The sequence below is a fragment of the Christiangramia sediminis genome, from assembly GCF_020552705.1.
Classification (GTDB): Bacteria; Bacteroidota; Bacteroidia; order Flavobacteriales; family Flavobacteriaceae; genus Christiangramia; species Christiangramia sediminis.
The window spans coordinates 349,813-371,936 of the sequence record NZ_JAJBZG010000002.1 but is presented as its reverse complement, the minus strand read 5'-3'; the positions used below and the strand labels follow the sequence as shown (position 1 = coordinate 371,936).

General features: G+C 38.0%; 20 protein-coding genes. 16 read left to right on the top strand and 4 right to left on the bottom strand.

The window, feature by feature from the left end; genetic code table 11:
• Positions 1–7 precede the first annotated feature (7 nt).
• From LGQ90_RS06000 to LGQ90_RS05955, 10 genes are all read left to right on the top strand, one after another.
• A complete protein-coding gene (locus LGQ90_RS06000; protein ID WP_229339184.1) occupies positions 8–349 on the top strand; it encodes an Hpt domain-containing protein in 342 nt (113 codons plus the stop codon).
• Positions 346–1,605, top strand: a complete 1,260-nt coding sequence (locus tag LGQ90_RS05995) for a competence/damage-inducible protein A (RefSeq protein WP_229339182.1) — start codon at positions 346–348, stop codon at positions 1,603–1,605. The genes LGQ90_RS06000 and LGQ90_RS05995 overlap by 4 nt, the downstream gene beginning before the upstream one ends.
• A 228-nt stretch (positions 1,606–1,833) precedes the next feature.
• Positions 1,834–2,073 (top strand): 50S ribosomal protein L28, encoded by a 240-nt coding sequence (rpmB, locus tag LGQ90_RS05990; protein WP_108172696.1) that lies wholly within the window; start codon positions 1,834–1,836, stop codon positions 2,071–2,073.
• 26 nt (positions 2,074–2,099) lie between these two features.
• Complete coding sequence (gene rpmG / locus LGQ90_RS05985) at positions 2,100–2,282, top strand: 50S ribosomal protein L33 (protein ID WP_011710111.1); 183 nt, start codon at positions 2,100–2,102, stop codon at positions 2,280–2,282.
• A 7-nt stretch (positions 2,283–2,289) separates the two neighbouring features.
• On the top strand, positions 2,290–2,439 hold the full coding sequence (locus tag LGQ90_RS05980) for a DUF4295 domain-containing protein (RefSeq protein WP_084509775.1): 150 nt from the start codon (positions 2,290–2,292) through the stop codon (positions 2,437–2,439).
• A 141-nt stretch (positions 2,440–2,580) separates the two neighbouring features.
• A complete protein-coding gene (gene ftsY, locus LGQ90_RS05975) occupies positions 2,581–3,534 on the top strand; it encodes a signal recognition particle-docking protein FtsY (protein ID WP_229339179.1) in 954 nt (317 codons plus the stop codon).
• A gap of 53 nt (positions 3,535–3,587) precedes the next feature.
• The gene (locus tag LGQ90_RS05970; RefSeq protein ID WP_229339177.1) at positions 3,588–5,225 is read left to right on the top strand and encodes an amidase family protein; all 1,638 of its coding nucleotides are present in this window, start codon (positions 3,588–3,590) and stop codon (positions 5,223–5,225) included.
• Positions 5,218–5,502, top strand: coding sequence for a hypothetical protein (locus LGQ90_RS05965; RefSeq protein WP_229339175.1), 285 nt, complete (start codon positions 5,218–5,220; stop codon positions 5,500–5,502). The genes LGQ90_RS05970 and LGQ90_RS05965 overlap by 8 nt, the downstream gene beginning before the upstream one ends.
• A gap of 105 nt (positions 5,503–5,607) precedes the next feature.
• Complete coding sequence (rimO, locus tag LGQ90_RS05960) at positions 5,608–6,960, top strand: 30S ribosomal protein S12 methylthiotransferase RimO (protein WP_229339173.1); 1,353 nt, start codon at positions 5,608–5,610, stop codon at positions 6,958–6,960.
• Between the two features lie 82 nt (positions 6,961–7,042).
• Positions 7,043–7,384, top strand: a complete 342-nt coding sequence (locus LGQ90_RS05955; protein ID WP_229339171.1) for a hypothetical protein — start codon at positions 7,043–7,045, stop codon at positions 7,382–7,384.
• Here the strand turns inward: LGQ90_RS05955 and LGQ90_RS05950 are convergent.
• The 3 genes from LGQ90_RS05950 to LGQ90_RS05940 all read right to left on the bottom strand — a co-directional run bounded on the left by LGQ90_RS05950 (position 7,371) and on the right by LGQ90_RS05940 (position 13,490).
• Positions 7,371–8,063 (bottom strand): TVP38/TMEM64 family protein, encoded by a 693-nt coding sequence (locus tag LGQ90_RS05950; RefSeq protein ID WP_229339169.1) that lies wholly within the window; start codon positions 8,061–8,063, stop codon positions 7,371–7,373. The genes LGQ90_RS05955 and LGQ90_RS05950 overlap by 14 nt on opposite strands.
• Positions 8,064–8,159: 96 nt before the next feature.
• A complete protein-coding gene (locus tag LGQ90_RS05945) occupies positions 8,160–10,985 on the bottom strand; it encodes a M16 family metallopeptidase (protein WP_229339167.1) in 2,826 nt (941 codons plus the stop codon).
• Between the two features lie 15 nt (positions 10,986–11,000).
• On the bottom strand, positions 11,001–13,490 hold the full coding sequence (locus LGQ90_RS05940; RefSeq protein WP_229339165.1) for a M14 family metallopeptidase: 2,490 nt from the start codon (positions 13,488–13,490) through the stop codon (positions 11,001–11,003).
• A gap of 114 nt (positions 13,491–13,604) precedes the next feature.
• Between LGQ90_RS05940 and bshC the strand changes: the two genes are divergently transcribed.
• Together bshC and LGQ90_RS05930 are read left to right on the top strand one after the other, a co-directional pair.
• A complete protein-coding gene (gene bshC, locus LGQ90_RS05935) occupies positions 13,605–15,218 on the top strand; it encodes a bacillithiol biosynthesis cysteine-adding enzyme BshC (protein WP_229339163.1) in 1,614 nt (537 codons plus the stop codon).
• A 4-nt stretch (positions 15,219–15,222) separates the two neighbouring features.
• On the top strand, positions 15,223–16,587 hold the full coding sequence (locus tag LGQ90_RS05930) for a pyridoxal phosphate-dependent decarboxylase family protein (protein ID WP_229340055.1): 1,365 nt from the start codon (positions 15,223–15,225) through the stop codon (positions 16,585–16,587).
• Positions 16,588–16,830: 243 nt separating this feature from the next.
• Here the strand turns inward: LGQ90_RS05930 and LGQ90_RS05925 are convergent, their stop codons facing one another.
• A complete protein-coding gene (locus tag LGQ90_RS05925; protein WP_229339160.1) occupies positions 16,831–17,556 on the bottom strand; it encodes an SIMPL domain-containing protein in 726 nt (241 codons plus the stop codon).
• Positions 17,557–17,639: 83 nt separating this feature from the next.
• On the opposite strand from LGQ90_RS05925, the gene guaA reads away from it, so the two are divergent.
• The 4 genes from guaA to LGQ90_RS05905 are packed head-to-tail and all read left to right on the top strand — an operon-like array spanning position 17,640 to position 22,121.
• Positions 17,640–19,169 (top strand): glutamine-hydrolyzing GMP synthase, encoded by a 1,530-nt coding sequence (gene guaA, locus LGQ90_RS05920; RefSeq protein WP_229339158.1) that lies wholly within the window; start codon positions 17,640–17,642, stop codon positions 19,167–19,169.
• Between the two features lie 33 nt (positions 19,170–19,202).
• Positions 19,203–21,188, top strand: a complete 1,986-nt coding sequence (locus LGQ90_RS05915) for a LysM peptidoglycan-binding domain-containing protein (RefSeq protein ID WP_229339156.1) — start codon at positions 19,203–19,205, stop codon at positions 21,186–21,188.
• Positions 21,178–21,579: an OsmC family protein gene (locus tag LGQ90_RS05910; protein ID WP_229339154.1), complete on the top strand. Its 402-nt coding sequence runs from the start codon at positions 21,178–21,180 to the stop codon at positions 21,577–21,579. Before LGQ90_RS05915 ends, LGQ90_RS05910 begins: the two co-directional genes overlap by 11 nt.
• Positions 21,576–22,121, top strand: a complete 546-nt coding sequence (locus tag LGQ90_RS05905; RefSeq protein ID WP_229339153.1) for a DUF922 domain-containing protein — start codon at positions 21,576–21,578, stop codon at positions 22,119–22,121. The genes LGQ90_RS05910 and LGQ90_RS05905 overlap by 4 nt, the downstream gene beginning before the upstream one ends.
• The last annotated feature ends 3 nt before the right edge of the window (positions 22,122–22,124 follow it).

The window sequence follows — 22,124 nt, the reverse complement described above, 5'->3', positions numbered from 1 at the left end:
CAATTGAATGAGTAGCTATAATCTTGATGAAGTAAAAGAAATGGCCGGCGGGGATGAGGAATTCATGCTCGTAGTAGTACAGACTTTCCTGGAAGAGATTCCGCCAGATGTAGCCTCAATGAATGAAGCTATAGGTAATGATAATCCGTCACTTGCCTACCAGTATGCTCATAAAATGAAGCCAAATCTTCAGCTTTTTGGCTTGAATTTGATGGAACAGATAAAGGTCATTGAAGCCTGGTCCAAGCAGGGTCAGAGAAAAGATGAGGTGCCAGAAGCGGGAGAAACTATCGCGAAGAAGGTTAATGTTGCAGCAGTTGCGCTTAAACGAGATTTTGAATTAGAATGAAAGCTGAAATAATCACCATTGGAGATGAAATTCTTATCGGTCAGATTATTGATACCAACTCAGCATATATCTCTAAAGAACTTAATAAGATAGGTGTAAGCGTTTATCAGATAACTTCTATTCAGGACGAACGTGAACATATTCTGCAGAGTTTAAAAGAAGCTTCACAAAGAGCTGATATCATCATTATTACTGGTGGCCTTGGTCCCACAAAAGATGATATTACTAAAAAATGCCTGTGCGAATTTTTTGATGATAAGCTGGTTCGTAATGAGGAAGTTTTAAAACATATAGAATATCTTTTTGATAAATACATAGATACACCTATTTCAGATCTTAACCGTAATCAGGCATTATTACCTTCAAAAGCTACTGCGCTGCATAACGAGTTTGGCACCGCTGCGGGAATGTGGTTTGAAGACAAGGGAAAAGTATTTATTTCTATGCCAGGGGTCCCTTACGAGATGAAGGGACTTATGGAAAGAGAGGTAATTCCCCGACTGATCAAGAATTATTCCCGACCGGTTATCCTGCACAAAACGGTAATCACTTACGGACTTGGAGAAAGTGCTATTGCTGAAAAGATAGAAGAATGGGAAGATAATCTCCCAGAGAACATAAAACTTGCCTACCTGCCAAATTTGGGAAAAGTTAGATTGAGGTTATCAGCACGCGGTGATAATGAAGATCATTTATGGGATTTAATAAATAACCAGATTACCGCTTTATACGAATATATTGGCGATATAATTTATGGTTTTGAAGAGGATGAGCCTATAGAAGTGATCATTGGCAGAATGCTGGCTGAAAAAGGCTGGACGCTATCTACTGCTGAAAGTTGTACCGGAGGCAGGCTTGCTTCGAAATTTACCAGAGCACCCGGATCTTCAGCTTCGTTTAAAGGAAGCATTGTTTGTTATTCAACCGAAACTAAAACAGAGCTTTTAGGTGTTTCAAAAGAATTGATAGAAAAATTTTCGGTGGTAAGTGCTGAAGTGGCCAAGGCAATGGCAGAAGGCGCTCAGAAAAAATTTCATTCAGAATTTTCAATTTCTACCACTGGCAATGCTGGTCCCACAAAGGGAGATAGTGATGCGGGCTTAGGGACTGTTTTTATTGGTATCGCAACCCCAAATGGAGTTATGGCTCACGAATTTAATTTTGGGAATCATCGTGAAAAAGTGATCGGTAAATCTGTGAATAAGGCCATGGAATTACTTCAGCAAAGTATCATTAAAATGAAAGATGCTAATTGATTTTCAGATCCTTACTAAAAACAATTAAAATATTCAGATAATTTTCCCTTGATTTATATAGATTAAAAATCTTATTTTTGCAGCCGGAACAGCGATGAAACAGGAGCTGAACGAGGATTTAAAAGAATTATTTCAAGTGTAAAATATTTTTTTTGAATTAGTTGCCGGTTAGGTAAAAAAATCGTTAATTTGCAGCCTGTTTTGAAATAACGAGAAAAGTATAGAGCAATGTCAAGAGTTTGTGAACTTACCGGGAAAAGAGCAATGGTTGGGAATAATGTTTCTCACGCCATGAATAAGACTAAACGTAAATTCAACGCCAACTTGGTGAAGAAACGTTTCTTTATTCCTGAAGAAGACAGATGGGTAACACTTAAAGTGTGTACGTCTGCATTAAAAGATATCAATAAAAAAGGCATTTCTGCCGTAATTAAGGAAGCTAAAGCAAAAGGGTTTCTTCAGAAATAATCCTTAGCACCTAAAAATATTTCACAATGGCAAAGAAAGGTAACAGAGTTCAGGTAATCCTAGAGTGTACAGAGCATAAGACTTCTGGACAACCAGGTACTTCAAGATATATTACTACGAAAAATAAGAAGAATACACCGGATAGAATCGAGTTGAAGAAATTCAACCCAATTCTTAAGAAAATGACGGTTCATAAAGAAATAAAATAATTGAGTCATGGCAAAGAAATCAGTAGCATCTATTCAAACAGGATCTAAAAGATTAACCAAAGCAATAAAAATGGTTAAATCTGAGAAAACCGGTGCCTACACATTTGTAGAACAAATCATGGCTCCGGAAGACGTAAACGACTTCTTGAAGAAGTAAGAATCGTTCACAAACGATTTTAAATAATCTTAAAAAGCCGTCCTGGATTTATTTCTGGACGGCTTTTTCTTTTTATGTATATTTATTGCCGCATTATAGAAGGCTTGACCTTCCTTTGTTTTTAACCCAGCCAAACCAAAAATGAGTTTATTTAAAAAGATATTTAATAAAGAGAAAAAGGAAAACCTTGATAAAGGTTTAGAAAAATCCAAAACCAGTTTCTTCGACAAGATGAGCAAGGCTGTCGCCGGAAAAGATAAGGTTGATGAAGAGGTTCTGGATGATTTGGAAAATGTATTGGTAAGTAGTGATGTTGGAGTTACCACTACCATAAAGATCATCAATAGAATAGAAGAGAGAGTAGCCAGGGATAAATATCTGGGTACAGATGAGTTGAATAAAATACTCCGCGAAGAGATCGCTGCTTTACTTTCAGAAACAAATACCGGGGAAGATTCAGATATTGATATTCCTCAAAATAAGAAGCCTTATGTAATCATGGTGGTAGGAGTGAATGGTGTTGGAAAAACTACAACAATTGGAAAACTTGCCCACCAGTTTAAAAGTAAAGGAAAGAAAGTCGTTCTCGGTGCTGCAGATACTTTTAGAGCTGCAGCAATAGATCAGCTCCAGATATGGGCAGATAGAACAGATGTGCCTATCATCAAACAAAAAATGGGAAGTGATCCAGCTTCCGTGGCCTTTGATACAGTTCAGAGTGCCGTTAAAATGAACGCCGATGTGGTATTGATAGATACTGCTGGAAGGCTTCATAATAAAGTGAACCTTATGAATGAACTTACCAAGGTGAAAAGGGTGATGCAGAAAACCATTCCCGATGCTCCCCATGAAGTTCTTTTGGTACTGGATGGTTCAACCGGCCAGAATGCTTTTGAGCAGGCCAAGCAGTTCACTGCGGCTACAGAGGTTACTGCCCTGGCGGTTACCAAACTTGATGGTACAGCAAAAGGTGGAGTGGTTATAGGTATCAGCGATCAGTTTAAAATCCCTGTAAAATATATTGGTGTAGGAGAAGGAATTGAAGATCTGCAGGTATTCAATAAATACGAATTTGTAGATTCATTTTTTAAATAAGCTCAATATTATCCGGGAATGTTCATTTAATTCCTGCAAATAAAATTTCCTGAATGAAGAAAATAGTATTTTTTATTGTCGCTCTTGTTTTTATAAGCTGTAAAAATGATAAATCTGAAAACAATTCTGAAGAGGTTCAGGTTAAATCTGACTCAACGACCAATGTTGAAGAGATAGAATTTAAACAAGTTGACCCAAAGATCATTGATAATGATAGTCTTTGGAAACCTTTTGAAGCAGATCTTTCAGAATTCTCCACTGAAGTATACGAAGAAGTAAAGGCATTGGTCTTTGAAAAATCTATTCCTGAAATTCAGCAGGCAATCAATGAAGATAAACTTACTTATGAAGAACTGTCTTTATTTTATCTGACTAGAATAAGTGAATATGACCGTGAAAATGAGTTTTCTCTGAACTCTGTGATCTCTTTAAACCCTAATTTGATAAAAGAGGCTAGGGAAAAAGATCAGCAAAAAAGTAAAGTTTCAAATCAACATCCAATTTTCGGGATCCCGGTTCTTTTAAAAGATAATATTAATACTACTGCGATGCCGACAACGGCGGGATCTGTGGCGCTTCAAAATAACCAGACTGAAGATGCTTTTATTGTAAAACGATTAAAAGAGAATGGAGCATTGATCCTGGGAAAGGCGAACCTGAGTGAATGGGCTAACTTTTTCTGTGAAGGCTGTCCAAATGGTTTCTCCACGCTTGGAGGTCAAACGCTGAATCCTTATGGAAGAAAAGTGCATGATACAGGTGGTTCAAGTTCGGGAAGCGGAGTTGCGGTAGCAGCCAATATTGCTCCGGTAGCTGTGGGCTCTGAAACTTCCGGTTCAATTTTGTCTCCCGCAAGTTCAAATTCGGTGGTTGGAATAAAACCAACAATAGGTGTTTTGAGCAGGGGAGGGATTGTTCCAATCTCAAGCACATTGGATACTCCGGGACCTATTACAAAATTTGTTGTAGATAATGCTATTCTTTTAGATGCCATGGCCGGAGTAGATAATGCAGATCCGGCTTCAAGAACTTCCGAAAAGAAGCAAGGGAATTATTATTCAAATCTGGAGAAAACTGATCTTAAAGGAAAGCGCCTGGGTGCGATCAAAGCTTTGATGGAAGATTCTCTTTATGTGAGAGCCATTAATGACCTTAAGAATGCCGGTGCAGAGATCGTTGAATTTGAGTCAGAAGATATTGACCTTCCCAATTTTCTAAGACTTTTAAACCTTGATATGAAAAAGGATCTTCCGGCATATTTAAAAAATTACGGGGGAGAAGTAGGTTATAAAAACGTTCAGGATGTTGTAGCATATAATGATGAGGATTCATCGAACAGGGCACCTTATGGTCAGGCATTATTTTTAGGTATCGTAAAAGATTCAGCTTCCGAAAAAGAATTTGCCGCGATAAAAGACACCTTAAAAAGAAACGGAACAACATTCTTTGAAAAACCGATGAAGGAACATAATCTGGATGCGGTATTATCTATAAATAATTATCATGCAGGCTATGCTGCGGTTGCTAAATATCCGGCGATCACTGTTCCTATGGGCTATACTTCAGAAAATAAACCTATGGGATTAACCATTATAGGAAAACCTTTTACTGAAGAACAATTGCTTCAATTCGCCTATATTTTCGAAAAGAATTCAAAAAGAAGAAAAACGCCTGTAAACTATAATGAGTAGTAATTCTCAAAGATATCTTGTTCTCATTTCTAAGATCATTTTCTTCTACAGCATCTTTTATGTGATTATGAAAGTGATTGCGATGTTTGGGGGTGCCTGGGTACTTCCCAATCTTATCTTGTCCTTACCTTATCTTTTGTTTGCCGTAGTTGGTGCCTTTATGGTAAAAAGAAATTCTTATCACTGGGCCTATGTTATTGCCGTGGTGATATTGATAAGTATTGTAAGGTATTATGAAAGGGAGTGGATGCTTCAGCTGCATGAATATTTCTCATAAAATCTTCAATTTAAAGACTTTCAGGTAAATCTAATTTTAGATTGTATCTTTGCACCCGCTTTGGTTTTTCTTCGGAAATAATCATTGCTAAAAAGTAGAAAGTTTATGAGGACGAAGTCACTAAAAAAGAACAGGATCAACGTGGTAACCCTTGGTTGTAGCAAGAATGTTTACGACTCTGAAGTTTTGATGGGACAGCTGAAGGCTAACGACAAGGACGTGGTGCATGAAGAGGATGGAAATATTGTAGTGATAAATACCTGTGGTTTTATAGATAATGCCAAGGAACAGTCGGTAAATACGATTCTGGAGTTTGTTGAAAAAAAGCAACAGGGAGATGTAGATAAGGTTTTTGTAACCGGTTGTTTAAGTGAGCGATACAAGCCAGATCTTCAAAAAGAAATTCCAGATGTAGACCAGTATTTTGGAACTACAGAACTTCCGGGACTTCTTTCAGCTCTGGAAGCTGATTACAAGCATGAACTTATTGGAGAGCGTATTACCACCACTCCTAAGAATTATGCTTACCTGAAGATTGCTGAAGGTTGTGATCGCCCATGTTCATTTTGCGCGATCCCACTAATGAGAGGAGGACACAAATCCACTCCTATAGAAAATCTGGTGACTGAGGCTGAAAAGCTGGCGGCCAATGGAGTAAAAGAATTGATATTGATCGCTCAGGACCTTACTTATTATGGTCTTGATCTTTATAAGAAACGAAATCTTGCCGAATTACTTGAAAACCTGGTAAAGGTTGAAGGAATTGAATGGATAAGATTGCATTATGCTTTTCCTACTGGTTTCCCGATGGATGTGCTGGATGTCATGAAAAGAGAGCCTAAAGTTTGTAATTATCTCGATATTCCACTTCAACATATTTCAGACGATCTTCTGAAGTCTATGCGACGTGGAACCACTCATGAAAAGACGACTAAACTACTGAAGGAATTCAGAAAAACTGTGCCTGAAATGGCCATTAGAACCACGCTAATTGTTGGATACCCGGGAGAAACTGAAGAGCATTTTCAGGAATTAAAAGAATGGGTAAAGGAAATGCGTTTTGAAAGACTGGGTTGTTTTACCTATTCTCATGAAGAAAATACGCATGCTTATAACCTTGAAGACAATGTTCCTCAGGAAGTAAAGCAGGAAAGGGCGAATGAAATTATGGAAATTCAGTCTCAAATTTCCTGGGAATTGAATCAGCAGAAAATTGGAGAAGTTTTTAATGTAGTAATTGATCGTAAGGAAGGAAATTACTTTGTAGGTCGTACCGAATTTGATTCTCCAGATGTGGATAATGAGGTTTTGATCGACGCAACTTCAGTATATCTGAAGACCGGTGATTATTATGAAGTAAAGATCACAGAAGCTGCCGATTTTGACCTTTACGGAGAACCTTTAAATGTTACTACAGAAAAGCCAAAACGTAAAGAGATAAAAGTTAGAACTTCCTAAAAATTAAATGACTAGGATAAATAAAAAGCTAAATTTTTTCAAGAGAAATTATTCTTCAGTTTTTGGAGGCTTGTGGCTAATCATGGGTATCTTTTACCTATTGAATAATCATTTTAGTTCAGAAGACTTTTCAATATTTAACCTGGTAATGGCCTCTGTTTATTTCCTTCTTGCTATTTCATATTTCTATATGGCATATCGCGGTGATAACTCAGAATTTCTAGAATGGGATGATGAAGTGTTGATCTATAAACCAACTCAGGGAAAAATTCATTCCTACAAAATAGATAAGACCCCGGCTATAACTGTAACCAGGAATAATTTGATCATTAAAGCACCCAATGCTCAGGGAACTATGGCCTCTTTGAAAGGCTATTCGGAAAAAGATCTTGAAAAATTAAGAGCAAGCTTTAGGACTGACTAATTTTTTCTTTTTTCCCTTTTCTATAATCGATATAAACATAGATCCCATAAATTACTATTCCGGCACCGCCAATCCAGTATAAACCATTTTTCAGGGTATCTGTATCCTGACCAAAATATGCGATAGCGAAGGAAAGCGGTATAATACCTGTTAATGTCGCTAAAATAAACTTGCGATATTTCATACTTAACATTCCTGCTACTATGCTAATGGCATCATTTGAAAGAAAAGGAGAGATCCTGAAAATGGCGATGGTCCAGAAGCCATATTCAGAAACCCAGTATTCGACCTTCTTGTTTTTTGATTTTCCCATGATCTTTTCCAGGTGATCTTCACCGAGCCATTTTCCGATATAAAAGGCAATACTGGATGCACAGAAAACCCCGACAATAGATATTAGAGCGCCACCCCAAAAGCCGTAAGCAAGTACCGCAACGATCATAGGCAACCAGGATGGAAAAACCACGAGAAAGATCTGCAGAACCATTACAATTATTATTGCAATGGGTCCCCAAAAACCAAAACTTTTAAAGTGATTCCGGATCTTTGTTTCATCTTCGCTCCAGAGGATCTGCCAGGTTTCATTGATAAACCCTTGAAAAGGGGGATATAAAAAATATAAAAGAATTAAACCGGCCACAATACTTCCGGTTACAATATAGGAGAGTTTCTTAGACAAATTTTTAAATTTCTGTTGGTGTTCAATTTACTGAGTAGAAGATATAAAAAAGGCGGAAACTTTAGTTTCCGCCATACTTAAAGCTTTTATAAAATTTTAATTTTCACTGTTTTCATTTAGTAAAACAGGTTTTCCATATCCCAGTGCTTCAAGTTTATCCAGTTGGGTTTCGGCATCACCAACGATGAGATAAAACATTCTTTCAGGATTTATATACTTCTTTGCAAGATCCTGAATATCCATAACGCTCATTTCCTCTACCTTTTGCTCCCGATCTTTAATATAATCATATTCATACCCGTAATCGCTAATTTCACGCAACATATCTAATTTTGCGCCAAGAGTTTCAAACCTTCTGGCGTTACTTTTAATCATATAACTTTTAGTGACATCAAGATCATCCTGGGAAAATGTTTCAGGATATTCTTTTAAAATATCTCTCACCAATTCTGCCGCTTCGTAAGTAATATTAGATCTAACGCCACTGCTGATCATAAACGGACCAATATATGATTGGTCTGCAAACCTGGACCGGATTCCATAGGTATAACCCTTTCCTTCTCTAAGTTCCTGGGTTAATCTGGAAGCAAAACCTCCACCCCCAAGGCGATAATTCATAACCTCCGCAGGATAGAAATTGTTATCTTTTGCTGAAAGTGCCGGCGCTCCAAAAGCAAATACAGATTGTTTGGCTCCCGGAACATCATAAAAATACACTTTGGATCTTTCCGGAAGTTCAAATTCAGGGACCTCCGGGAAATCAATATTTTTTGGAGCCCAGTTCGCAGAAATTGCTTTCACAGAATTTACTGCCTCAGCTTTTTCAATAGCTCCAACTGTCATAAAAGTTGCAGCTAAGGGCGAAAGATTCTCTTCATAATAATTCTTCAGATCCTCAATATTTAAATTTTCAACCGTTTCTGCAGTTCCAAGCTCATTGTAAGAAAGGATGCTGTTTTCTCCATAAATAAGTTTCTTGAACTCATTTTGTGCAATGGCATTTGGATCCCCTTTTTCTTCCTTTAAGCGACTCAGTGTTCTTTGCTTAACTAGTTCAAATTCCTTCTCATCCCACCTTGGCTCCAATAAGATCTCTCTGACCAATTCCATGGTTTCTGCAAAATTTTTCGCTAAAGTATTTCCAGAAATCGTGATTTTTTCCTCACTGGCATTTACATAGATAGAAGCACCTAAAAGTTCAATAGCTTCTTCCAGCTCAGCCGGTGTCTTTTTAGCAGTACCTTTCGTCATCATATTGGCAAGCATATTTGATACTCCGGCTTTCGCAGGACGCTCTAGAAGTTGTCCACCCTTCATTTCCAGGCTAAATTGAACCACCGGGACTTCCGTATTTGTGATCCCCATGATCTTCATTCCTGAAGGCATGCGTGCATCCCAGATTTCAGGAATACTCAACTCTGGTTTACCCTGATAAGGAGGTTCAATACTTCTGTCAAAACTTGAAGGAGTCTTTTCATAAGTTACTTCTTGATTTGCATCAAATTTTTCTTCGGCTCCTTCCACGATCTTTTCCTCAATAACTTCTGCTTTTTCAGAATTTTCAAGGGCCAGATCTAATTGGTCTTTTGGGACAAAACTCGTGGCGACATAATTTTTATTAGCAACATATTTTTTAAATAGGTTCATTACATCCTCTCCAGTTACGGCCAGCATTTTATCAATCTCTTTATTAATAAAATTAGGGTCTTTGGCGAAGATCTCATATTGTGCTAATTGAAATCCTTTGCCCAGTACACTTGAAATAGAATTATAGAAATCTGTTTCCAGTCCGGCTTTTATTCTCTTGAGATCTTTCTGCGGAATGCCATTTTTTTCAAATTCAGCAAAAGTTTCATCAATGGCAATTTTTACCGAATCGAGGTCTTTTCCATCGTAAGCTCTAACCTGAAGCATCAGCTGTCCCGCCAGCTCAGAAGTATAGTTGAACATACTTACATTACTGGTAAGCTGCTTTTCTTCCACCAGTTTTTTATAAAGTGGGGCATTTTTTCCTTCAGCCAGATAATTCGAAAGGATTTCCAGAGCGAAAGAATCTTCATGATAAGAATAAACCGATGGCCAGGTAAGTGTTAATTCTGGCAACTTGGCGAAATTATCTTCGTGGTAAAGTCTTTTAGATTCTGTAAGATTTACAGGTTGCTTTTCCAGTTCGGCAATATCAGAGCCGCGTTCTATTTCGTCAAAATATTTATGTACCCATTCTTTTGCCTGTTCTTTATTAAAATCGCCGGAAATAGTCAGGATCACGTTGTTGGGAACATACCATTTATTATAGAAATCTTTTACATCCTGTAAAGTGGCATTCTGAAGATCTTCCAGGCTTCCAATCACCTGCCAGTTATAAGGATGACCCTGTGGGTACAAATTTCTATCCACTACATAAAAGGTGTGGCCGTAAGGACGGTTATCCACAGCCTGTCTTTTTTCGTTTTTCACCACCTGTTTTTCTTTGGCTAGAACAGGTTCTGTAACAGTATTGATAAAAAAACCGAGTTTATCAGCTTCAGCCCAGATCATTTTTTCCAGAGCATCTTTAGGGACCGTTTGAAAGTAATTGGTTCGGTCGCGGCTGGTAGAACCATTAGCTCCCGATCCTCCAATTCTCGCGCTTAATTTATCCAATCCACCTTTTCCCAGGTTTTCAGATTCCAGAAAGAGAAGATGTTCAAATAAATGTGCAAAACCTGTTCTGCTTTCTTTCTCTCTTGCGGAGCCTACATGTGCAGTTAAGGCCACTGCTACCACAGGATCTGATTTGTCCTGATGCAGAATTACTTTTAAGCCGTTTTCAAGATTAAAAGTTTCAAAATCAACTGAAAAGTTTTCTTTATTATCCTGACCGATAACTGAACTTACCGCACCAAGGAATAATAGAATGATAAATGATCTTATAAATTTCATATTCTATTTTTAATTTTAGTAATCGTAACCAGTGTTATTGGTAAAGAAGATCGCATTGGCAAAAAAGAGCTTTCCATTCTCCCAGAAAGCACGGAATAAAGGATTATCCACCATATAAATAATGCTTCCATTCCCCATAGGCACTTCACCGAACACCAAAGAATTCTTTAAGTTTTTAGCAGCTTCACTTCCCGCAAATCCAGCAACAACTTGCGGCTCCCGGATATAAGAAACATTGTAGCCATCGTTTAACAAGGAATAGCTGTCACTGCTTAATTTCAGGGTGAAATAATCAACTTCGTAACCAAAAGCCAACGGGTGAGTATTATCAACTTTAGTTTTAATGATACTTCCGGTGATCATGTTTTTGATGCTCTCCCGCTCTCTTTTAGCATAGGGGATAAGATTAGCGTCTGTGGCGGTGGAATCTTTTTCAGGCTTTTTATTTTCTTTGAGTCCGAAACCTTCTTTTTTATTGAAAGTTCCCACGGCACTTCCCACAGCGATAAGTTTTCCCCCATCTTTTACCCAGGAGGAGATCTTGTTTAAGGTTTTTTCATCCATAAAATCACTGTACCAACCTTCCGGCATGATCAATACATCCAGATCATGAAGGTCTATTCTGCTGAAATAGTCAGTGTTGATTGGGGTGACAGGATAGTTTAGATCCTGCTCGAAGAAATACCATATCTCTCCGAAATTAAGGGAAGAAACTTCATCTCCTTTTAAAAGTCCGATTTTTTGCTCATTGATGATCTTGATCTCAGAAGATCCAAAGTCGGGACCGCTTCCTGCAAAACTGGTTTCTGCAGTCAAAAGCTGACGTTCATGCTTATTTGCCATTTCAATAACCTGTGAATCGAAATTTTCGATTTCCCGGTTATCACTTTTAGTGATAAGGATACTTCCCGGTGCAAATTTTTGTCCGTTGCTTTCAAAGGGAACTTCACTAAAACGGACTTTTATGTCATTTTTAATAAGATCGGCCAGAAACTGAGCATCCTGCATACTATTCCATTTGGTGATATATCCTGCTCCATTAGGATTCGCAGAATTCTGGATATTTACATCTTCCTGTTTCCCAGAACCCGAAATGATCTTATTGCTGGCCACGGCATCTAAACCGTAGGCATAAGGTAAGCTCCAGGCGGTGATGTCGTAAGTAAGGGAATCCATCAATTTGGTCTGTGGCTCAAAAAGCACTTTTACCATTTTCCCTTTAGGTTGATTGGTAGATACTACCAGCGTGTTATTATTAGTATTTAGACTCCCACTCCTGTTATTCCTGAAATTATAACCATTTATTTTTCCTGAATTCGAATTCCCATACTGTATGTCGTGCCTGTCTAATAATTTTTTTAAAGAATTAATCTTATCAGGACTTCCGTTAAGCGCATAACTTTTATATTCAAATTCCTCATCACTAAAATAATTCATGAATTCCTTATTTAGTTCTGAAGCGTTTTTTGAAGCAACCTCTATAGTAGAAAGGCCTGTAGTATAATGGTGTTCCAAACGATCTTTCAGGGTTAAAACATAACCCTCATCGGTTTTAATTCCCAGGCCTGCACGGCCATTTCCGGCTTTTTCGTAGGTCATCCCGATAGCGCCCATATAAGTTGGATAGGTGTCACCATAACTTGGATAAAGAAGATCAAATCGCTCCCCGGTGAAGTATAACCATCCTTCTTTGTCAAAATATTGGGCATGATTTTTTCCAATTCTCGTCTGGAAATCTCTCTGGAAAGGAGTGATCACTTCATGTAAAGGTTCTGCAGCCGGTGCAAAATAGTAAGGTTCATTAATTCCCTGCTCATGAAAATCTACATGTATATGGGGTAACCATTGATTGTATATTTTTAATCTTTCTTGAGTTTCAATTTGGGTAGCCCAGGCCCAGTCGCGGTTGAGATCGAATAGATAATGGTTTGGTCTTCCTCCCGGCCATGGTTCATGATGTTCCGTGGCTTTCTGGGAAATATTATATGGTTCAGTCTTTACCTGGTTGTACCAGTTAGCATACCGGTCTCTCCCATCAGGATTCACACAGGGATCCATGATCACAATGGTATTTTTAAGCCAGTCCTTTTTTTCGGTGATAAGATTGAAAAGGGTTTTCATAGCTGCTTCGGTACTGGAAGCTTCATTTCCGTGTACATTATAACTTAACCAGACGATGGCTTTATCTGAATTTTCTCCTGCATTCCCAATTCCGGCACTGGTTAAATGAGATTTTCTTATATTTTCCAGATTCGCTATATTTTCTTCTGAAGTGATGATGGCGTAGGTGAGAGGACGTCGTTCATTGGTTTTTCCATAATTATGATACTGGACTAATCCAGAATTTTCGGCCACATGATTGAAGTAATTAACAACATCTGCATGGCGGGAAAACTGGCTTCCTAATTCATATCCCAGAAATTCTGAAGGACTTTTAATTTGTTGGGCAGTTATTAAGTGGATACTTAATAATAAAATAGGGATTAAGCTGTAAAGTTTTTTCATTTCATGTAATAGTTTCAAGTAAGCCGAGTAAAGATAGCATCTAGGCTTGAATTAACTAAAATTTAGAGAATAAAATCCCTATCTTCGATATCTTTGCAAACACAATTAAAATTTATGCCAACTGATTGTATTTCGTATCCCGAAACCAATTATTTTACTCCCTTAATTCTTGATTATCTATCTGAAAGAAAAGAATTAGATGAATTCTATACCCGTTTTCCGAAAATAGAAAATTTTGAAGCTCAGATAAACGAGAAGAAAAAAAGCTATGATCATAGCATCCGGAAAGACCTGGTAAAAGTGCTAAATGACCAGTATTCAGAACTTAAAATTTCTGATGCCACTCAGGCAAATATTGAAGCCTTAGAATCTGGAAATTCCTTTACGGTAGTTACCGGTCATCAACTCAATCTATTTACCGGACCTTTATATTTCCTTTATAAGATAGTTTCCACCATAAATCTTACCAAACGGCTTAAACAAATGTATCCAGAAAATGATTTCGTGCCAGTTTACTGGATGGCAACCGAAGATCATGATTTTGAGGAAATTAATTTCTTTAATTTGAATGGAAAAAAGTTCAAATGGAATAATGCCGATAAAAGAGCTGAGAAAACAGCGGTTGGAGGACTTTCTACCGATGGATTGGATGAAGTTTTTAAGCTTTTTTCAGCAGAAATAGGGGGTGGTGAAAATGCTGAATATCTTAAAGATCTTTTTAAGAAAGGCTATCTTGAACACGATAACCTTACCGATGCTACCCGTTATATTGCGAATGAGATTTTTGCTCAATATGGATTGGTGGTCCTGGCAGCCGGAGATAAACGATTAAAAAAACATTTTATTCCGAAGTTAAAAAATGAGCTTACAGAGCAGGTTTCATATAAACAGACGACTAAAACTCTTGAGAAAATAAATGAGCTTGGCTATTCTATCCAGGTGAACCCGCGTGAAATCAATCTGTTTTACCTTACTAATGAAATCCGGGAAAGGATCATCGAAAAAGAGGGCCATTATTTTGTTCATGAAACTGAAATTACCTGGAGCAGGGAGGAAATTCTTCAGGAATTAAATGATCATCCGGAACGTTTTAGTCCCAATGTGATGATGAGGCCCCTGTACCAGGAAGTGATCCTGCCCAATCTTAGTTATATAGGTGGAGGCGGAGAGCTAGCCTACTGGCTGGAATTGAAATCTTTGTTTGAAGCTGAAAATGTTACTTTTCCCATGCTTTTACTTCGAAATTCGGCTTTATTGCAAACGGCAAAACAAAATGATAAGCGTGAAAGATTAAATATTTCTTTGCAGGAATTATTTCTGAAACAACACGAACTAATCAATAGGAAAGTGAGGAAGATCTCTAATATCGATATTGATTTTTCTTCTCAGAAAGAGCACCTGGTAACACAGTTTCAACATATGTACGAACTGGCTGAACAAACGGATGAATCTTTTATCGGCGCGGTAAAAGCCCAGGAAGTAAAGCAATTAAAAGGCCTCGATAATCTTGAAAAAAGACTGCTTAAGGCTCAGAAAAGAAAATTAAAGGATGAAGTAGAAAGGATAGCAGAACTTCAGAACGATCTTTTTCCGAACCGTAGCTTGCAGGAAAGACAAACCAATTTTTCTGAATTTTATGCTGAATATGGAGAAGAACTGATCCATAAACTCATGGAGGAATTAGATCCGCTGGAAGCTAACTTTAAAATTTTGACTTTTGGAAAATAATAGAATGCATACCATAGATATGGACCTGGTAGAAATGACTCTGGATGTCATGAAATATACCATAGATCGTATCTCTAATGTCACCCCGGAATTAGGTTCCCCGAAAAAAGAAGAAGATCTTCTTAGAATTGTTGGAGAAACTATTACCCCTGAAGGTATAGGTGGGGAAAATGCTTTTCAATTATTCCGGGATGTCCTGGTGAAAGCAACGGTGCCTATTGATCACCCGCGTCACTTGGCTTTCGTACCTGCAGCACCCACTAGGGCAGCTATTATGTTTGACCTTGTGACTTCGGCTTCCAGTATTCACGGTGCTTACTGGATGGAAGGAGCAGGAGGGATCTTTTGTGAAAATCAGGCCATGAAATGGCTGGTTTCGTTAACAAAACTTCCGGAAGGCGCATTTGGTGTATTTACCAGTGGAGGGACCGCTGCAAATCTTTCTGCTTTGGTGACCGCAAGAGAAGAATGGAGAGAGCAAAAACCAGAACAGGCCAAAGAACGTGCATTGTTAGTAACTTCTACGGGTGCACATAGTTCTATTAAATCGATGGCCAAAGTCATGGACGCAGATGTGCATTTAATAGATTCAGGCGAGGAATTTCTATCGGGCGAAGAATTACAAAAGACGATCAGTAATCTAAGTAAAAAGGATAGAAACAGACTTTTTGCGGTAGTGGCGACCGGAGGGACTACCAATGCCGGGATCATTGATGATCTCAAAGGGATAGCTGAGGTTTGTGAAAATGAAAATGTTTGGTTTCATGTAGATTGTGCTTATGGTGGAGGAGCACTCGCAGCTAATTCTGTACGGCATTTATTCGATGGAATTGAAAAAGCAGATAGTATAACTATAGATCCGCATAAATGGTTGTTTTCGCCTTATGACTGTGGAGCAATTATTTATAAGAATCTGGAACTGGCTAAAAAAGCACATTCTCAAAAAGGAGCTTATCTGGAAATCTTTAAAGATGAAGGTGCCCAAGGTTTCAATCCTGCAGATTATCAAATACAGCTTACAAGAAGATTGAGAGGAATGCCATTATGGTTTTCCCTGGCCATGCACGGAACCAATAAATACAAGGAAGCCATAGAACGCGGAATTGAACTTGCGAAGATCGCAGCAGATAAGGTTGAGCAAAATGAAAATCTGGAACTGATGAGACCGGCAAGTTTATCTGTAGTGCTTTTTAAAAGAAAAGGCTGGACAGCCGAGGATTATAGGGACTGGACCTATAGAAATCATAATTCCGGATTTGCATTGGTGACTCCATCTATCTGGAAAGAAGAAAGTGTGGTGCGTTTTTGTTTTATTAATCCTGATACTACAGAGAAAGATATTGACGAAATCCTGGCTACTTTAGGATAGTATTTATAATATAAAATAGGCTATTAGGATGACGAGTATTATTATAAGAATATAGATGAAAATATTCTCACGAGTTCTTGCAGGATTTAAAAGCCAAATGCTGCGTTTGTGCCTTGTTTTTTCATCATGGTTTTCCATAACTTTTTAATTGTCAATGGGGTAGTATTAAAATTATGGTACATTTTCTAAATAAAAACTTAAGTAAAAAGTAAAATTGTTATAAAATAAAGCATGAAGGTGAAATTAATCAATTTCATATTCCAGTCTCATGGTAATTGAGGCTGTTTTATTTTTATCTGCGGTATTATAGGCTCCGCTCCAGCTATAATCTTCGCCGCTGTTCTGTCCGGTAATCTGGAAAACACCCATATTGGCACTTTTTAGATCTCCCAATTTCTCCCCACTATTCGCGGCAATTTTTTCTGCTCTAAGCCTGGCATCTTCAGTAGCTTTAGAGATCATTTCTATTTTAAGATCAGCGATTTTTGTATAATAATATCTTGGAGGTGAGGAGTTGAACTGGACTCCTTTATTTAGTAATTCAGTGATTTCTCTGGAAACACCTTCTATCAATTCAACTTCAGAAGATTCAATCTTAACCGGCTGGATTAACTCATAACCCATAAAAATACTCCCTGTAAAATTACCATTTTGATACTGGTTCTCTCGCTGCTCATTGGTTTGGACTGAATTGAAAACGATATTTTCAGATTTAATACCCTGCTCCATAAGATAGTTTCTTACTATTTCTTTATCGCGATTCAATTGATTATAAGCCTGTTCCAAATTAGGATTCATCCTGCTAAATCTACCTTCCCATACGATGAGGTCTGAATCAAAATTTTCACTGCCTGAACCTGTTACCGAAATAACGCCGTCTGGATTAGCCCTGGATACATAGGAATCTCCTAAAAACCAGGCTGCAAGAACTATAGCGATAGAAAAAATGACTGCGCTTAAGTATTTCATGAAAGTATATTTATGCTTTATTAAATATAGAAATTTTATTAAATCCCTTGCATTCATTTTTTCTCAATTTCCTATTTTTGCGCATGCAAAACAACGTACTCATCCTAGACTTTGGCTCGCAGTACACCCAGCTTATCGCGCGGCGAGTTAGAGAGCTTAATATCTACTGCGAAATTTATCCTTATCACAAAATTCCAGAGGATCTCTCAGGTTTTAAATCGGTAATTCTTTCCGGAAGTCCATTTTCAGTAAGAGCTGAAGATGCACCACATCCAGATCTTTCTCAAATTAGAGGAAAATTACCTGTTCTGGCAGTTTGTTATGGAGCTCAATACCTGGCACATTTTTCCGGAGGAAAAGTTGAACCTTCAGATACCAGGGAATTTGGGAGGGCAAATCTTTCTGTTATAAAAGATGCCGAGCCATTATTTGAAAATATCAAAGAGAACTCACAAGTGTGGATGAGCCACAGTGATTCTATTATCCAGCTTCCTGAAAACGCGGTTAGACTGGCCAGTACTACAGATGTTTTGAATGCTGCCTACAGAATTGATGGGGAAGAGACCTATGCGATTCAATTTCATCCGGAAGTTTACCATTCTACCGATGGAAAACAATTGCTGGAAAATTTCCTGGTAAAGATCTCCGGAACAGAACAGAGCTGGACACCCGGCGCATTTGTTGATCTTACCGTTTCAGAATTACAGGAGAAGATCGGTGATGATAAAGTGGTACTTGGATTAAGTGGAGGCGTGGATTCTACGGTTGCCGCAGTTCTTCTGCATAAAGCGATTGGAAAGAATCTTTATTGCATATTTGTAAATAACGGATTATTGCGAAAGAATGAGTTTGAAAGCGTTCTGGATCAATATAAACATATGGGGCTTAATGTAAAAGGGGTGGATGCTTCGGCACGTTTCTTGGATGCTCTTAAAGGATTAAGTGATCCTGAAGAAAAACGTAAGGCCATCGGGAATACTTTTATTGAAGTATTTGATGATGAAGCTCATGAGATCAAAGACGTAGTATACCTTGCACAAGGAACTATTTATCCTGATGTTATTGAGTCAGTTTCAGTAAACGGACCTTCGGTGACCATTAAATCACACCATAATGTAGGTGGATTGCCGGACTTTATGAAACTGAAAGTGGTAGAACCTTTACGTATGTTGTTTAAAGATGAAGTAAGGCGAGTAGGAAAAGAACTGGGAATAGATAAGACCTTGTTAGGAAGGCATCCATTTCCAGGTCCAGGTCTTGCGATCAGGATCCTAGGCGATATTACCGCAGAAAAAGTTCGGATACTTCAGGAAGTAGATCATATTTTTATCCAGGGCTTAAGAGACTGGATGCTATATGATAAAGTCTGGCAGGCAGGAGCGATCCTTTTACCAATTCAGTCGGTTGGAGTAATGGGAGACGAAAGAACTTACGAGCAGGTAGTGGCCCTTAGAGCTGTTGAGTCAACTGACGGGATGACTGCAGACTGGGTGAATTTACCTTATGAATTTTTACAAAAGACATCTAATACAATAATTAACCGGGTTAAAGGCGTTAATAGAGTGGTGTATGACATTAGTTCAAAGCCACCGGCAACCATTGAGTGGGAATAATAGAGTATACCATTTCAACCTAAATAGATCATAATGAAGTACCTTTTTGTTATATGTTTTCTTTTTCAAATTTATGCTACTTCGGCGAATGCCCAGTCTTATAAATACCACACTGTAAAAAAAGGGGAAACCGTGTTCAGTATATCTCAAAGCTATAATATAGATGAGGAAGATATATACAAATTAAACCCGGATGCACGGGAGGGAATAGGTGTTAATGAGAAACTTGTAATTCCGGTTGGAGAATCTAGTAATTCTCCAAAATCGGAAGTTGCTGGTACTACCCAGTTTACAGAACACACGGTAAAGAAAAAAGAAACGCTTTATAGTTTATCCAAACAATACAATGTTAGTATTGATGATATAAAGAGATATAATAAACAGCTCTATTCCGAAGAATTACAAATGGGGGAAACCATTAGAATTCCTTCAGGAACTGCTTCTCCTCAGCGATCGGTAGTAGCTGAAAATACTCCGCCTTCCACCAAGCCTGTTGTTAACAGCAAACCTCAGGAACAGCAGATCTCAAGTACACGGGAACATATCGTTCTGCCAAAAGAAACCAGATACGGAATTGCCAGAAAATATGGGATGACTGTAAAAGAACTGGAAGCATTAAATCCAAGGGTGGAAGTACTGCAACCAGGAATGATGATTAGAGTAGGAACAGATGTTCTGGATGATGAGCCGGTGATTATTACCGATGAAAGATTCAGGTTCTACGAGGTGAAACCACAGGAAACTTTATATAGCTTATCGGAGCGTTTTGGAGTAAGCCAGGATTCATTAAAGCAATTGAACCCCGCATTGAAAGAAGGATTAAAGTTTGGGATGGTCTTAAAAGTTCCTAAGAATGATAAGGACGGCGAAGAAATAGATAATGATGCCTATACTGGTAGCGGTGAAAAAGCTGATACTAAAATGGACCTTAGTAAATCCATTGATAACCGTAGCACCAAGGAAATAGCATTAATGTTGCCGTATCATTTAAATAAGGTTGAGGAAGATTCCATCGCAACCTATAAAAATGCCATTCTCAATGAAAAAGTGATTAGAATTTCACTGGATTTTTACAGTGGGGTGCTTATGGCGGTAGATAAAGCAAAATCTATGGGCATTTCTACAAATTTGAAAGTTTACGATACTAAACGGAATGCTTCTGAAGTCACAAATATTATTAACTCGAACAATTTTAATAATATAGATGTAGTAATTGGACCATTTCTTAAAGAAACTTCTGAAGCTGCGGCCTCGAGACTGGAAAGTAAGAACATTCCGGTGATCAATCCGCTTTCTAATAGAAGTATGAGAGGCTACAGGAACCTTTTTCAGTCAAATCCCGGGGATGAACTTACTCAGAAAGCAATGCTGGATTACCTTTCCAGAAATGCTCCCGGAAAAAATGTTGTTATCATCGCTGACGGAAAATCATTTAAGATCAAAAGTGAATTGAATAATGCACTTCCTTCAGCAAGAAATATTAATCCGAGTAGTAATTTCGTTTCAGAAGCTAAACTGGCTGAAATGATGACTGATGGTGAAAACTGGATAATTCTGGAGTCAGATAATATCAATTTGGTGAGCAGTGTTACTTCTGCGCTGAACAGGCTGGCCAGAAAGCATAATATCACTTTATTGACCACTAATAAGAATAGTGTTTATGAGAGCGATATCATTTCTAATAACCATTTGGGTAAGTTAAAATTCCGTTATCCTTCCGTAGACAAGGAGTATGATACAGAGCTTTCTGAAGATTTTGTTGAAGACTATAAAAGCAGATTCAATATTGAGCCTAATAAATATGCTTTAAGAGGCTATGATCTTACGTTGGATGTACTATTAAGGCTTGCTTCTGCTAAAGATCTTTATGAGTCTTTTGAGAAGTACCCGGGATATACCGAATATTATGAAAGTAAATTCCATTATATGCCAAATGCCGGGGGTGGATATACCAACAATGCACTCTATATTTTACAGTTAAATGAAGATCTTACCATAAGCGAAGCAAATGACCTCTAGAGTAAAATATCTTGGTGGATTAAGGACCGAATCTGAACATCTCCAGAGCGGATCTAAAATGATTACCGATGCTCCCGTAGATAATCACGGGAAAGGTGAGGCATTTTCACCTACAGATACAGTAGCAAATGCTTTAGCTACCTGTATGTTAACAGTAATGGGAATTAAGGCTGAATCTTTGGGGATCAATATGGACGGAGCATCAGCAGAAGTCACTAAAACGATGGCGGCAGAACCACGAAGAATATCACGGATCGAGGTTAAAATTAAATTTCCAACTTCATATACTGAAAAGGAGACCAAAATTATAGAAAATACCGGCAGAACCTGTCCAGTCTTAGAAAGTTTACACCCAGATATTGCTAAGGATATATCTTTTACCTATTCATGAAAAGCTTAAGTTTTTCCATCTTCTTTCTGGCAATTTCGGTACTGGGTTTTTCTCAGGAAGAACAGGAGAAGATTCAATGGCAGCAGGAAAGGCTTCTCACCTGGGAAGATTTCAAGGCTGAACCGGGTAACTCAAATTCTTACTCGGCAAATACAAATTCTGGAATTAGTTATAGCTGGAATTATAGTACTGCTTCCGGGGTGCCTGTACTATTGCACGAGGTTTTCACCAATTTTTATCCTAATCTTTCGTGGGTAAAAGAAATTAAGAATGAAGAATATTTGCTGGCGCATGAACAGCTGCATTTCGATATTTCAGAATTACATGCTAGAAAACTGAGAAAAGCCCTTCAAGATTATGAAATAGGGAGGAACATTCGACAGGATCTTAAAAGACTTTATAATAGAATCGAGTCTGAAAGAGTTTCCATGCAAAATAAGTTTGATAAAGAAACTTCCCATAGTGAAAACAGATCGGAAGAACTGAAATGGAGAAAATTTGTTGCCGAAGAATTAGAAAAACTAGAAGAATACTCCAATTAAAGA